This is a genomic window from Streptomyces sp. JLBG701 (assembly GCF_058544905.1).
The window spans coordinates 1,103,314-1,115,676 of the sequence record NZ_CM178588.1; the positions used below are offsets into that span (position 1 = coordinate 1,103,314).

Annotated in this window: 14 protein-coding genes; 12 read left to right on the plus strand and 2 right to left on the minus strand. The window is 67.6% G+C overall.

Features of this window, described 5'->3' with window-relative positions:
* Positions 1-12 precede the first annotated feature (12 nt).
* Complete coding sequence (locus AC5DRG_RS05090; protein WP_491808356.1) at positions 13-1,059, plus strand: TIGR03617 family F420-dependent LLM class oxidoreductase; 1,047 nt, start codon at positions 13-15, stop codon at positions 1,057-1,059.
* Positions 1,060-1,105: 46 nt separating this feature from the next.
* Here the strand turns inward: AC5DRG_RS05090 and AC5DRG_RS05095 are convergent, their stop codons facing one another.
* Positions 1,106-1,792 (minus strand): TetR/AcrR family transcriptional regulator, encoded by a 687-nt coding sequence (locus AC5DRG_RS05095; RefSeq protein ID WP_491808357.1) that lies wholly within the window; start codon positions 1,790-1,792, stop codon positions 1,106-1,108.
* A gap of 193 nt (positions 1,793-1,985) precedes the next feature.
* Here AC5DRG_RS05095 and AC5DRG_RS05100 point away from each other — a divergent pair, with 193 nt between their 5' ends.
* From AC5DRG_RS05100 to AC5DRG_RS05145, 10 genes are all read left to right on the plus strand, one after another.
* Positions 1,986-3,110 (plus strand): amidohydrolase family protein, encoded by a 1,125-nt coding sequence (locus tag AC5DRG_RS05100; RefSeq protein WP_491808359.1) that lies wholly within the window; start codon positions 1,986-1,988, stop codon positions 3,108-3,110.
* Positions 3,111-3,114: 4 nt separating this feature from the next.
* Positions 3,115-4,326, plus strand: coding sequence for a thiolase C-terminal domain-containing protein (locus AC5DRG_RS05105; protein ID WP_491808361.1), 1,212 nt, complete (start codon positions 3,115-3,117; stop codon positions 4,324-4,326).
* Positions 4,323-4,775 carry a Zn-ribbon domain-containing OB-fold protein gene (locus AC5DRG_RS05110; RefSeq protein WP_491808362.1) on the plus strand — a complete coding sequence of 151 codons (453 nt, stop codon included), beginning with the start codon at positions 4,323-4,325 and terminating at the stop codon, positions 4,773-4,775. The genes AC5DRG_RS05105 and AC5DRG_RS05110 overlap by 4 nt, the downstream gene beginning before the upstream one ends.
* A gap of 3 nt (positions 4,776-4,778) precedes the next feature.
* Positions 4,779-4,997, plus strand: coding sequence for a hypothetical protein (locus tag AC5DRG_RS05115; RefSeq protein WP_491808363.1), 219 nt, complete (start codon positions 4,779-4,781; stop codon positions 4,995-4,997).
* Positions 4,997-5,629, plus strand: coding sequence for a histidine phosphatase family protein (locus AC5DRG_RS05120; RefSeq protein ID WP_491808365.1), 633 nt, complete (start codon positions 4,997-4,999; stop codon positions 5,627-5,629). The genes AC5DRG_RS05115 and AC5DRG_RS05120 overlap by 1 nt, the downstream gene beginning before the upstream one ends.
* Positions 5,630-5,637: 8 nt before the next feature.
* Positions 5,638-6,462, plus strand: a complete 825-nt coding sequence (locus tag AC5DRG_RS05125) for a mycofactocin-coupled SDR family oxidoreductase (RefSeq protein ID WP_491808366.1) — start codon at positions 5,638-5,640, stop codon at positions 6,460-6,462.
* An 82-nt stretch (positions 6,463-6,544) separates the two neighbouring features.
* Positions 6,545-8,008 (plus strand): aldehyde dehydrogenase family protein, encoded by a 1,464-nt coding sequence (locus tag AC5DRG_RS05130; RefSeq protein WP_491808367.1) that lies wholly within the window; start codon positions 6,545-6,547, stop codon positions 8,006-8,008.
* A gap of 273 nt (positions 8,009-8,281) precedes the next feature.
* Positions 8,282-8,542 carry a hypothetical protein gene (locus AC5DRG_RS05135; protein WP_491808369.1) on the plus strand — a complete coding sequence of 87 codons (261 nt, stop codon included), beginning with the start codon at positions 8,282-8,284 and terminating at the stop codon, positions 8,540-8,542.
* Positions 8,543-8,584: 42 nt separating this feature from the next.
* Entirely contained in the window at positions 8,585-9,502 is a 918-nt protein-coding gene (locus tag AC5DRG_RS05140; RefSeq protein ID WP_491808371.1) for a hypothetical protein, read from the plus strand.
* Entirely contained in the window at positions 9,499-9,927 is a 429-nt protein-coding gene (locus AC5DRG_RS05145) for a hypothetical protein (protein WP_491808372.1), read from the plus strand. Before AC5DRG_RS05140 ends, AC5DRG_RS05145 begins: the two co-directional genes overlap by 4 nt.
* 673 nt (positions 9,928-10,600) lie before the next feature.
* Here the strand turns inward: AC5DRG_RS05145 and AC5DRG_RS05150 are convergent.
* The gene (locus AC5DRG_RS05150; protein ID WP_491808374.1) at positions 10,601-11,503 is read right to left on the minus strand and encodes a LysR family transcriptional regulator; all 903 of its coding nucleotides are present in this window, start codon (positions 11,501-11,503) and stop codon (positions 10,601-10,603) included.
* A gap of 188 nt (positions 11,504-11,691) precedes the next feature.
* Here AC5DRG_RS05150 and AC5DRG_RS05155 point away from each other — a divergent pair, with 188 nt between their 5' ends.
* A complete protein-coding gene (locus AC5DRG_RS05155; RefSeq protein ID WP_336203725.1) occupies positions 11,692-11,985 on the plus strand; it encodes a DUF1330 domain-containing protein in 294 nt (97 codons plus the stop codon).
* The last annotated feature ends 378 nt before the right edge of the window (positions 11,986-12,363 follow it).

Consider the following 12,363-nt stretch of genomic DNA (forward strand, 5'->3'; position numbering starts at 1 on the left):
GACGAAGACACCGTGCAGGTGGACGGAAGGCTCAACGGTGGGCTCGCGGACGCGCGCGCCGGCGCATCGGCCCTGGAGCATCTCGGTTACGACTCCGTGCTGGTCCCGGAGGTGGCACACGACGGTCTCCTCCCGGTCGCGTTGGCGGCTGACGGCACAAGCCGGATCACCCTGGGAACGTCCATCCTCGTGGCGTTCGCCCGCAGTCCGATGAGTACCGCGATGGCGGCCTGGGATCTGCAACGATTCTCCGGAGGCCGGCTGCAACTCGGCCTGGGCTCCCAGGTGCGCCCTCACATCGAGCGCAGGTTCGCGATGCCCTGGTCCCGGCCGGCCGAGCGGATGAGCGAGTACGTCAGCGCACTGCGCGCCATATGGCAGGCATGGCAGGACGGGACTCCGCTGGACTTCCGCGGTGACTTCACCCAGCACACCCTCATGCCGCCGAGGTTCGATCCGGGGCCCCTCGACGTGCCACCGCCCGCTGTGTTCGTCGCGGCGGTCGGGCCACGAATGACCGAGGCCACCGCCCAGGTCGCCGACGGTCTCATCCTGCACAGCTTCACCACCGCGCGGTACGTGCAGGAGGTGACACAACCCGCCGTCGACCGCGGCCTCGCCGCCGCGGGCCGAGACAGGAACAGCTTCGAGGTACGGGCCAGCCCGTTCGTGGTGACCGATCCGGACGGACCCGCACGAGACCGGGCGATCGCCGCAGTCCGCGACCAGATCGCCTTCTACGCTTCCACCCCGTCGTACCGCCCGGTGCTCGAACTGCACGGCTGGGGCGACCTGCAGACCGAGCTGTCAGCACTGTCGAGGCAGGGTCGATGGGCCGAGATGGGTGCACTCATCGACGACGAAGTGTTCGGCGCCTTCGCGGTCGCCGCCGAGCCGGAGGGGCTCGCCGAGGCGATGCGTCAGCACATCGGCGGCTACGCCGACCGGATCGGGCTCACCCTCCCGCAGGATTCCGACCCCGACTGGCACGCGGACATCGTCCGCTCGCTGCAGGAAACAGCCGCGGCTCCTCGCAAGCGCGGAGCATCGACATGCTGACCTGGTCTTCGGGGGACGACTGCCGCCACGCTGTCGTCCGCGGGCGTCACCCCTGGCGGTTCTTCGCGCGCGCCTCTTCCTCCATGAGGTCGGACGTGGCCGCCGAGACGGGGGCGGTCAGCATGCCCACCCACCCGTCGATGTAGTTGTTGAGCTGCGCCTCACTGATCCTGTGCCGGCTCCGCGCATGATCGCCCAGGAGGTTGAGCACGCTGTTGTAGAGCTGCACCTCGCGGCCGCGCCGTACTCGATCGGGCAAGTCGCCGAGCAGACCGGGCACCAACTCCTGGAGCACGTCGGTGGCGTCGTCGATCTGTCTCGGCCAGTACTCCGCGTCCGCGCTCGCGGGAGCAAGCCTGGCCAGGAACGGCACGAACATCTCGCCGGCCTCGATGCTCTCGATCAGCGGACGGACGATCAGCCACACCGCCGCCAGGGGGTCATCGGACACGCCGTCGGCCCGGGCTTCCTCGATCAACGCGGCCCGGCGCGCGTCGATGGCCCGGTAGCGGAAGGCGATCAGATCCCGGACCAGGCCCGCCTTCGAACCGAAGTGGTACGTGATCACCGACGAGTTGGACTGGCCTGCCTCGACCTGGATCTCCCGCAAGGTCACACCCTCGACCCCCCGCACGGCGAACAGCCGCTCGGCGGTCGTCATCAACAGCTCCCGGGTCGCCTCCCCCGTCGTATGCCGACGCCTGCCGCCTGCGGCCTTCGCGTCCACTTCCATGGTCCTCGTCCTCGTTCACGTCGGGGGGAGCCGGCCGACGCCCATGTTCGTGGACATCACGCAGCCGGTGCAACGCCAAAACTAATGGAGAAGCCTTAGAAAGTATGGACAGTCGGCCCGGTCGGTGGAACAGTTCGATGCGAAGACCTGGCAACGCAGGCCATTTGCCTCCCTACTTCCGGAGGACCACACGATGCCGAAGATCTGGACCAACTCCGGCGACTCGCACTTCCTCGAACCGAGCGATCTCTGGGAGTCGCGGTTGCCCAAGCGGCTCGCCGACCTGACGCCGAAGTCCGAGAAGGACCCGGACGGGGAGTACGAGACGGTGCATGTCGACGGTCAGTCGTTCCGTCGGAAGCTGCCGACCTCGGTGGCCAGGGAGTTCCTGGAGGAGAGCCGGAAGGCACGGGGCATCCGCGATGCGCGGGTGCGTCTCGACGACCTGGACCAGGAAGGTGTCTGGGGTGAGGTCATCTTCCCCTCGCTGGGGATGTGGGCCTCGACTTTCCGGACACCCGAGCTGCTCAAGGCATGCATGCGGGCCGGCAACGAGTGGGCGCTGGAGGAGATCGCGGCGGTCTCGGACCGCTACGTCGTCACCGCCCAGGTGTCGACGTTGGTGGTTCAGGACGCGATCTCCGAGCTCGAGTGGGCTGCCGAGCAGGGCTTCCGGGCCGTGTTCCTGCCCACCACTCCGCACCCCAGCGCCCCGGACTGGCATCGAACGGACTGGGAGCCGTTCTGGGATGCCGCCGAGCGTGCACGGATGGTTCTTGCCTTCCACATCGGCACCGATCCGGTGGACATGACGAGCGGTGGCGCGGGGGTGGTCTACCGCGGCCCCGGCGGGGCGGTCATGAACTACGCCGAAACGACGTTCTCCGGCCAGCGTGCCGCCATGAAGCTGGTGGCCTCCGGCGCGCTCGACCGGCACCCCGATCTGAAGGTGCTGATCTCCGAGGGCGGTGCCACCTGGATCCCGTTCCTGGGCGACCGCATGCTGGAGGGCTACCGCCAGCACCACATGGCGGTGCGTCCCAAACTCGAACGGGACCCGAAGGAAACCCTGATGACCCAGGTGTACGCCTCCTTCCAGCACGACGAGACGGCGGTCGCGGCGTTCGAGGCGATGGGCTACCGGAACGTGATGTTCGGTTCCGACTACCCGCACATGGAAGGCACCTTCGGGCACACGCAGGACACCCTGAAGGCGCTGTTCGACGGCGTTTCGGAGCAGACCCGGCTGCGGATCACGCAGGGCGCGTTCTTCGAACTCTTCCCGCATGTCCCACCGGTCCCCACGAGCGGGGTCTGACCTGATGCCGCAGGATTCGGGACTGCGCGACGTCGCGATCGTCGGCGTCGGCGCCACGCCCTACTACCGGCGGGGTGAGTCCGCCGGCAAGAGCATCACGCAACTCGCCGGCGAAGCCATCCTCGCCGCCTGCGCGGACGCCGGGCTCTCGGTCAAGGAGATCGACGGCTTCGCCTACTACTCGGGCGCCGGTGCCGGGTACGGCGACAAGATGGAGTCCGCCGACTTCATGGAGACCCTCGGTATCCCCGAGGTCCGTTTCTCGGCGTCGCTCACCAACGGTGGCGGCGGCTCCGCGGGGGCGATCGGCCTCGCACGCGCGGCCGTTGTCGCCGGCGACGCGTCTGTCGTCGTCACGGTCATGGCACTGCAGCAGCAGAAGCAACGCCTCGGCACGGTGATAGCGGCCAAGCCGGTAAGCCCCATCGGCTCCTTCCTCCAACCGTCCGGACTGGCGGGTCCGGGCCACCTGATGTCGGTGCTGGCGCGACGTCACATGCATCAGTACGGCACCACCAGGGACGCGTTCGCCGAGATCGCCATCTCCACCCGGCACAACGCGCTGAACCGGCCCAAGGCGATCCAGAAGACTCCCTTGACCCGCGAGGAGTACTTCAGCGGGCGAATGATCGCCGAGCCGCTGTGCGTGTACGACTTCTGCCTGGAGACGGAGGGAGCGGTGGCGGTGATCACGGCCTCGGTCGATCGCGCCCGCGATCTGCGGCAGCGGCCGGTCCCCGTGGTGGCCGTCGCGCACGGCGGCACCCGCGACTGGGGCCGCGCGTTCTCGTGGTACGGCATGCCGGACGAGACCTTCACCTCGTCCGGTCACAAGCCGATCGCCGGACGCCTCTACAAGCAGGCGGGCATCACGCCGCAGGACATCGATGTGGCGCTGATCTACGACCACTTCACACCGATGGTGCTGATGCAGCTGGAGGACTACGGCTTCTGCGACAAGGGCGACGGTGGCCCGTTCGTCGAGAGCGGCGCGATTCGCTACTCCCCCCGACGGAAGCCGGGGAGCATCGCGGTGAACCCTCACGGCGGACAGCTCTCCGAGGCGTACGTCATCGGTATGACCCACATCGTCGAGGGCGTCGAGCAGATGCGCGGCACCGCGATCAACCAGGTCGCCGACGCCGAGTTCGCGCTGTGCACCGGCGGGCCGGCCAGTCTGCCGGTCAGCGGCCTGATCCTGGGGCGTGACCGATGAGCGCGGCGCGCGTCGCGACAGCTCTGCCGTCAGACGTCGTCAGGATCGCCACGGACGCCATGACCGAGCCGTTCTGGCAGGCCGCGAAGCAACGGCGGCTGGTGGCGCCGAAGTGCGGCGACTGTGGAACCTTCCGACTGCCTCCCACCCCGTTCTGCCCGGAGTGCCAGTCCACCTCGGTGGACTGGCCCCAACTGTCCGGCCGCGCGACGGTCTACAGCTTCGCCGTGGTGCACGGCTATCCCGGGCTGCCGGATCTGACCCTGGTCCCGGCCGTGGTCGACCTGCCGGACGCGCCCGGGGCGAGGCTGATCACGAACGTGATCGGCGTCGAACCGGAGAACGTACGGATCGGGATGGCGCTGACCGTCGACTTCCATCCCATCACCGATGGCTGGCTCCTCCCCGTGTTCCGCGTGGCCGCCGACGCCGACGCCGAGAAGGAGTGAGGCATGGCCGACGACTACGAGAGTGCGCTGGAGGAGAAGCCACTCGAGTTCCTGACGAGCGTGGCGAACAGCGGAGGTTCCTGTGACGGCCAGGCGGTCGTTCCCGACGGCGACCGTTATCGGTGCTGGTGTTCCTGCGGCGAGTGGAACGTAGAGGCACAAAGTCAGATGGAAGGGTTGCGCCTTGCCCGGCTCCACACATCGAAGGCGGGGATGCCGTGATGGGTGTGATCCTCTTCGTCCGGCACGGCCAGGCGTCGGTGGGCGCGGCGGACTACGACGTGCTCTCCGGTACCGGCGAAGTCCAGTCCGAGATGCTCGGTACGGAATTCCGTCGGCGCGGTGTCTCCGCGACCCGGATTCTGACCGGCCGTCTCAAACGCCAACAGGACACCGCCCGTCGCACACGCCTCGCGTCGCAGTGGTCGACATCCGTGGAAGTCGACGAAGCATGGAACGAGTTCGACCACGAAGACGTTCGCGCGGCGCATCGCAAGCCGGACATTCCTGATTCCGAACCGCTCGATCAGGCAATTCCCCGATGGGCCTCGGGAATTCACGATCATGAGTACGCGGAGCCCTTTCCCGCCTTCACGAACCGGGTGGACAGCGCACTGGGGAAAGTGGCCGCCGAGTTGGCCTCGGGGGAAACCGCTGTCGTCTTCACCAGCGCCGGAGTGATCGGCTGGATCGCCGCCTCGCTGCTGGGAGGAGGGCAGCGACAGTGGCTCGCACTCAATCGAGTAGCGGTGAACAGCGGAGTCACGCGAGTTGTCGTCGGAAGCCGAGGCAGCACGCTCGTCACCTTCAACGAGTACTCCCACCTGCCCCCTCAACTCGTCACCTACAGATAGGGATTGCCATGGAGCCAGGCAGGAAGGTCGCCTTCATCACCGGTGTCGCCCGCGGTCAGGGCCGGGCCCACGCGGTGAAACTCGCCTCGCAGGGCATGGACATCATCGGTCTCGACATCTGCGAGAACATCGAGTCGATGGACTACCCGAACGCGACCGAGGACGACCTGCGGGCGACCGTCAAGGCCGTCGAAGCGGTCGGCGGGGCGATCGTCGCCGAGAAGGGCGACGTGCGCAGTTATGACGATCTGCGCCGGGTACTGGACCACGGCGTCGAACGCTTCGGCCGGGTCGATGTCCTGCTCGCGAACGCCGGCATCATCCGGCTCTCCCCCGACGGCGACCGCGACCGCACCTGGGTCGACATCATCGACGTGAACCTGACGGGCGTATGGCGCACCATCGAGGTGGTGCTGCCGGCGATCCGTGACGGAGGGCGCGGCGGATCGGTCGTCATCACGAGTTCCGCGGCCGGGATCAAGGGTGTCGCGAACGACAAGGCAGGGGGCCAGGCCTACACAGCGGCGAAGAGGGGCCTGGTCGGCCTCATGCAGGTACTCGCCAACGAGTACGCCGACGAGAGGATTCGGGTCAACACCATTCACCCCACCGGCGTGGTGTCGGGCATGACGCAGAACCCGGTCATGGAGGAACTCCAGGCGCAGGCCGCCAGAGGCGAGAAGACCCCGATCAGCCAGATGCGCAACGCCCTCCCGATCGACATTCTCCAAGCCGAGGACATCGCCAACGCCGTCGCGTGGCTGGTATCCGATCAAGCCGCCTACATCACCGGTGTCCAACTGCCGCTCGACGCCGGATTCGCCGTCCGCTGACAGCGCGAACACCGGTTGCTGTTCGGCCTCCGCACCTCGGCAACAACATCACCGCTGGTCAAGAGTTCTCCGAGAGGCACCCATGACCGTAACCGCTCCACAAGTCCGGCTTCACTACGGTGACAAGATCCTCGATTCCGGGTCCGGCGGTGTCTTCGAACACCGCAATCCGTACACGGGCGAGGTGCAGGCGGCCATCCCGTTGGCCGGTGCCACCGAGATCAACGAGGCCGTCGAACTGGCCGCCGCACAGGCGGAGGCCTGGCGCCGCTGGACGCCGGAGGCGCGGCGCGACGTCCTGACACGTTTCGCCGATCTGCTGGACGAACACCGTCAGGAGTTCGTCGACCTCCAGGCGCTCGACGGCGGCACTCCGACCCACTTCGGCCTGCGGATCGTCGACAACTCGATCAGCTGGACGCGCTACTACGCCGGGTGGTGCGACAAGCTGTCCGGCGAGCTGATCTCGACGCTCGACACGCGCGGGTACTTCTCCTACACGGCGCCGCAGCCGTACGGCGTCGTCGGAGTCATCGTCACCTGGAACGGCCCCGTCGTCTCGCTGGGGATGAAGGTCATACCGGCGCTCGCCGCGGGGAACTGCGTGGTGGTCAAACCGTCGGAGTTCACGCCCTTCTCACCGCACCTGTACGGGCAGTTGCTGCGGGAGGCCGGTGTGCCGGACGGCGTGTGCAGCATTCTCAGCGGTGGTCCGGAGGCAGGAGAGGCCCTGGTGCGCCACCCGAAGGTGGAGAAGGTGAGCTTCACCGGAGGACCCGTCGCGGCGCGCAGGATCATGCATGCCTGCGCCGAACAACTCAAGCCCGCGGTACTCGAGTTGGGCGGGAAGACGGGCAGCATCGTGTTTCCGGACGCCGGCGACCTGGAGGCGGTGGCAGGCCGTGCCGTGCGGGACAGCATCGGGGTGCTGGCCGGCCAGGGCTGTGTGGTGCCGACCCGGCTGATCGTGCACGAGGACATCTACGACGAAGTGGTCGAACGTGTCACCGCGGTCGCCGCGACCTACAAGATGGGTGATCCGTTCGATCCCGGGGTCAAGGTGGGGCCGCTCATCAACGCGGCCGCCGTCGAGCGGGTCTGCGGGATGCTCGACCGCGCCAGGCGGGACAAGGCGGGCCGGATCACCGTCGGCGGAAACAGGGCCGGTGGTGACCTCGCCGACAAGAACTTCGTCGAGCCCACGGTCATCGTCGACGTCGATCCCGACCACGAGATCGCCCAGACGGAGGTCTTCGGACCCGTGCTGCTGGTCTTCAAGTTCGCGACCGAGGACGAGGCGGTCGCCCTCGCCAACAGCACGCCGTACGGGCTCGGCGCCAACATCCAGTCGACGAGCCTCACCCGCGTCCACCGGGTGGCCGAGCGTCTGAAGGCCGGTGGTGTCTACGTCAACGGTGCGCGCCAGAACCTCCCGTACACGCCCTTCGGCGGTCTCGGAATCAGCGGTTACGGCAAGGAGGGCGGACGGGCCGGCATCGACGAGTTCCTGCGCTACAAGACCGTGTCGATCATCGAGCCGGAGTGACGATCCCGGGACGTGCGCGATCCGGGTGGGATCCTCTCGGAGAACACCCGCTTGCAGTTTGGCGCGGGCGAGTGCGTCGAGCTGGGATCGGAGTTCCTGCTGGGCGGTCGAGCAGCGGGCGTTAGCTCTGCGGTTTGAGCGTGTCTCGTAGGAGTGAAGTTCCTTCGCTCGTACGAGTGTTATCTCTCGCTCTGTCTCGTGTCTCACTCCAGGTTCGTTCCGTGATCCTGCACTACTGGGCTTGATCCGCTCGTCGTTCAGGCGGTGGGGGCCATGGGGCACCGCAGGGACCTGGAGAGGCTCCGTCCCGAGCTGGAACGGTGGGTAAGTGAGTGCGGCCTTCAGCAGCCCTGGTGCCGCGATGCGGCCCTGGTGTCCCGGCACGATGACGGCACACCGGTGCCCTGGGCCCTGCCGATGGCCCGGCACCAACTGGACGCCACGGTCCATGCCGTCACCTCGGCTGCCTACTTCCTCACCTCGGCGCTTTCCGGGATGCGTTCCTCGGAGCTGGCGGAACTGACGAGCGGCTGAGGCCAGCAGGAACGGCGGCCCGGCGGCGGCACCCGCTACCGCTTGGTCTCCCGCCGCATCAAGGGCCAGGCATTCGGCGGGACCGAGGACGCGTGGGTGGTCACCGAAGACGTGCACCGGGCCATCGCCACAGCCGAAGCCCTCGTCGGCGGTAAGCGGCTGTTCGCCAAGGCATCCAACAACAGCAACAGCCGCTATACCGCCCTGCGTGCACGGGTGAACGGCGAGTACGGACAGCGGCTCGGCCTGGAGCCCCTCCCCGACGGCCCGGTCAACCCCAGAGCTCTGCGGGGCACGCTCGCGATGGCCATCGCCCAGCGTCCGCACGGCCTGATGGCCGTGAAACTGCACCTCAAGCATGTCAGTGTGGCCACGGCCGAGGGCTATGCTGCCCGCCCCGGCGGACACCAGGCTGCCTTCGCCGCCGAGGTAGCCGCCGAGGAAGAAGCCGAACATCTACGGCTGACCGTCGCCACCTACGAGGACTACCAGCGCGGGATCCTGCCCAGCGGCCAGGGTGCCCGCGACCTCATCGGCGCCTTCAAGACCGTCGACCAGATCCTGGCACGGCACGACGCCGGGCCGGTCACCGTCATCGACGACCGGCGCGTCGAGCGTGTCCTCAAGGCGAAGGCGAAGACCCTGCACCTCGGTGTCGGTAACTACTGCTGGTTCTCCGATCCAGGGAAGGCTTTGTGCCTGAAGCTCGCCGGCACCCCGGACGCCGGTGAACCCCTTATGGGGATGTGTGACTCGGCGCGCTGCCCGCAGGCCACCCATCACTCCCAGCACCGGCAGATCTGGGCCGACCATGCCGAGAACACCCAGGCCGTCTTCTTGGGCAACCTCAGACTCTCCAAGCCTGAACGGGCACGAGCCCAGGCCGCGTTCCACCGCGCCACCCGCATCGTCGCCGAGATCGACACCTCCGGACACACTGAGGAGGAACCTGAGAGATGACGCAGGAACGCCAGAACGAAGCCGGGGCCAGGATCCGGGCAGCAATGCAACAGCTCCTTGTCGGACCCGCCCCAGACGGCCTGAAGTGCGACGTCAAGAGCCTGTGCACCCTCGCGGGAGTGCCACGAGCGACCCTCTACCGCGCCTACCCGCATCTGAAAGCCGAGTTCGATCGCCGGCGGACCGCTGCCCAGGTTGCCGGACATCGTCCCGACCCACGCCTCGCCCAGATCGAGCGGCTCAAGGCCGAGGTCGCCAGCCTGCGCGAACGTCTTGCCAGGAGGAACACCGAAGTCGGTGATCTCCAAAACTTCCGAGCACAGGCACTCTCCCGCCTCGCCACCCAGCACGACGAGATCACCGCCTTGCGGCGGGAACTGGCGTCCACCACGGAGACCAGGGTCCGCGTGCTGCCAAGCAGATAGACCTGTCAGCGTCCGGCGACGCAAATCGAATGCCGTCGAGCACCGAGCGCGTGGAGGATGGTCGCTGCGACTGAGAAGTTGATCTGGGACGAGTGGGCTCAGCGGGTATACCCGACCTGGCTGGCACGAGACATCCGATACGCGCAGGTCGCGCTCCTGGAGATCCGAACGCGGGCAGGGCAAACGCCGCCGGACCCGCTGGTCTGGATCCCGTTGGAGACCTTCCTGATGTTCAGCGCCAAGGTCTCGAAGATACTCAAGCCCGTCTTGACGCCTTCGCGGCCCTGGACGAACAGAACAACGACGAGCCGATGACAGACGCCTCCGAGTCGGGATCCGGCCTCGGGGAGCAAGGGAACAGTGGTTGGCGTTAAGCATTGACCGACGTCATGGACGCCGTTGACGGCGGGCGTTCCCGCCGGTTACCCGTGCTTGTCCGGTTCGGCGTCGGCGAAGGCGCGGTATCCGCCGAGATCTCGGGCTGGGCGAGGACGTCGCCGCGGTGTACGACTCGGACCGGACCCGGGGCCATCATCGGATGCTGATCCGCCGGCGTAGCGAGGTCGTGTCGGACCTTCAGCAAGACCGCCGTCGTCATCACCGCGAAGTCCGCCGGGCGCAAGGTCTTCGGCCTCGCCACCGCAGGCGTCCGTCTCGCTTGACCTCTTGCGCGTCAGTCCGGCAGCCAGTGCAGCTCGTGCGCCAGGGTTTTGGCGACGGCACGGATGCGGCGGTGTAGCGGCGACTGCTCGCGTGGGAGGACCAGGTGGATCGTCAGGCTGGGCGCGCCCCGCAGCGGTCGCCAGGTGAGACCGGCCGGTTGTGCCGTGACCGCGGCTTCTCCGGCCGGGGCGAGGGTGACCCCGTCGCGCAGGTCGCGCTGAGACATGTCGAAAGAGACTGCGGGCGTGTGGAATCGGGGGTGTGGTCGGGTGTCTCGGAACAGTGCGGACAGCTGATCGTGGATCACGGGGTTGGCCGCACGGTCCGGGAGTCGCAGCGGATACGCGGCCGCGTCGGCGATCTCGATCTCCGGGTGTTCGGCCAGCGGATGGTGCTGCGCCAGCTGGACCCCGACGCGCTGACGCCGCAGCAGGAACCGGCGCACGCCACGGCCCGGCTGTTCACCGCGGGTGATCCCGGCATCGATGCGGCCGTCGGCGACCGCGGGGGAGATCTCCGGTGTCGCCATCGGGACCGCGCCGACCTCGAGTCCGCTGTTGCCGCGAATCAGCCTGTCCACCAGGGCCGGTGCCGTCTCGGCCCCGGCGCTGAGGCTGTATCCGATGCGCAGCGTGCCCAGTTCACCGGCCGCCGCGCTCCGGGCGGTGTCCCATGCCCGGTCCAGCGCCGCCAGCGCGGGCGGCGCGGACTCCGCCAAAGCCGCACCGGCCGTGGTCAATACGACGCTACGCGTGTTGCGGACCAGCAGGGCCGTACCGAGTTCCGCCTCCAATCGGCGCATCCGGGCGCTGAGTGCGGGCTGTGCGATACCGATCCGTGCGGCCGCGCGGGTGAAGTTCAACTCCTGCGCCAGCACCAGGAAGTACCGCAGGCTCACCGTATCCGGCGCCATGTGCCCTCCCTGCCGATTGATAACGATCCGTTCTGAGTCTATCCCGTACCGGTCTTTCCCTCGACCGCACATCAAGCCCTAACCTGCGCATATGACGATTCAACTGACCGCAGTACCCGTCGCCGGGATCGATCGATCTGAGTGTCAATTCGAAGTCGGACGTGTCCGGCCGAATACAGGAGGTTTCCATGGCTAAGGGCTACTGGGTCAGTGTCTACCCCGCCATTTCCGACCCTGAGAGGCTGACTGCCTACGACAAGCTGGCCCGTCCGGCTGTCCAGGCTGGGGGCGGGCGCCTCCTGTCCCGTGGCGGTCGAGTCGTCGCCCACGAGGCCGGAATCACGCAACGCGTCGTTCTGATCGAGTTCGACAGCTTTGAACAGGCCGTCGCGGCATACGAGAGCGAGGCATACCAGAAGGCGCTGGTGGCCCTCCCCGACGGCGTCGAGCGCGACTTCCGCATCATCGAAGGCATCGACTGACCGGCGGGCCCAGCCATCGTTGAGCATCCGTCACCTGATACGCACACGGTGCTGAACGACGACTCACGAGACGAGTTCGAAGCCATGCCCCGCGTCCCAGTTCGTCGTCGACGTCCTCGACGGCCTGATCCCTGTCGGGCGGATCGAAGAAGCGACGCGACGTCCGGGCCAGCTGGACTGTCTCGCTGACCTCGTCGACGAAACTCACCCTCGCCCGAAGCGAACCGCGAACCGCTTCTCACACGACAGATCGGTCCAGCGAACACAAGGCTTCGATGACCAGGGGCGCATCCTGCAATAACCGATTCGGATCGGCTTGGTCGCTGCGGCGGCCGACGCCGCCTCGACCGGCGGGCCGGGCTTCCACGGCCGACCGGG

Bases quoted from the DNA above. Each gene is read 5' to 3' on its own strand.
- AC5DRG_RS05135 (WP_491808369.1), top strand. From the start codon at position 8,282: ATGGGGCACCGCAGGGACCTGGAGAGGCTCCGTCCCGAGCTGGAACGG.
- AC5DRG_RS05155 (WP_336203725.1), top strand. From the start codon at position 11,692: ATGGCTAAGGGCTACTGGGTCAGTGTCTACCCCGCCATTTCCGACCCT.
- AC5DRG_RS05150 (WP_491808374.1), bottom strand. From the start codon at position 11,503: ATGGCGCCGGATACGGTGAGCCTGCGGTACTTCCTGGTGCTGGCGCAG.
- AC5DRG_RS05130 (WP_491808367.1), top strand. From the start codon at position 6,545: ATGACCGTAACCGCTCCACAAGTCCGGCTTCACTACGGTGACAAGATC.
- AC5DRG_RS05095 (WP_491808357.1), bottom strand. From the start codon at position 1,792: ATGGAAGTGGACGCGAAGGCCGCAGGCGGCAGGCGTCGGCATACGACG.
- AC5DRG_RS05125 (WP_491808366.1), top strand. From the start codon at position 5,638: ATGGAGCCAGGCAGGAAGGTCGCCTTCATCACCGGTGTCGCCCGCGGT.
- AC5DRG_RS05120 (WP_491808365.1), top strand. From the start codon at position 4,997: ATGGGTGTGATCCTCTTCGTCCGGCACGGCCAGGCGTCGGTGGGCGCG.
- AC5DRG_RS05115 (WP_491808363.1), top strand. From the start codon at position 4,779: ATGGCCGACGACTACGAGAGTGCGCTGGAGGAGAAGCCACTCGAGTTC.
- AC5DRG_RS05105 (WP_491808361.1), top strand. From the start codon at position 3,115: ATGCCGCAGGATTCGGGACTGCGCGACGTCGCGATCGTCGGCGTCGGC.
- AC5DRG_RS05145 (WP_491808372.1), top strand. From the start codon at position 9,499: ATGACGCAGGAACGCCAGAACGAAGCCGGGGCCAGGATCCGGGCAGCA.
- AC5DRG_RS05100 (WP_491808359.1), top strand. From the start codon at position 1,986: ATGCCGAAGATCTGGACCAACTCCGGCGACTCGCACTTCCTCGAACCG.
- AC5DRG_RS05110 (WP_491808362.1), top strand. From the start codon at position 4,323: ATGAGCGCGGCGCGCGTCGCGACAGCTCTGCCGTCAGACGTCGTCAGG.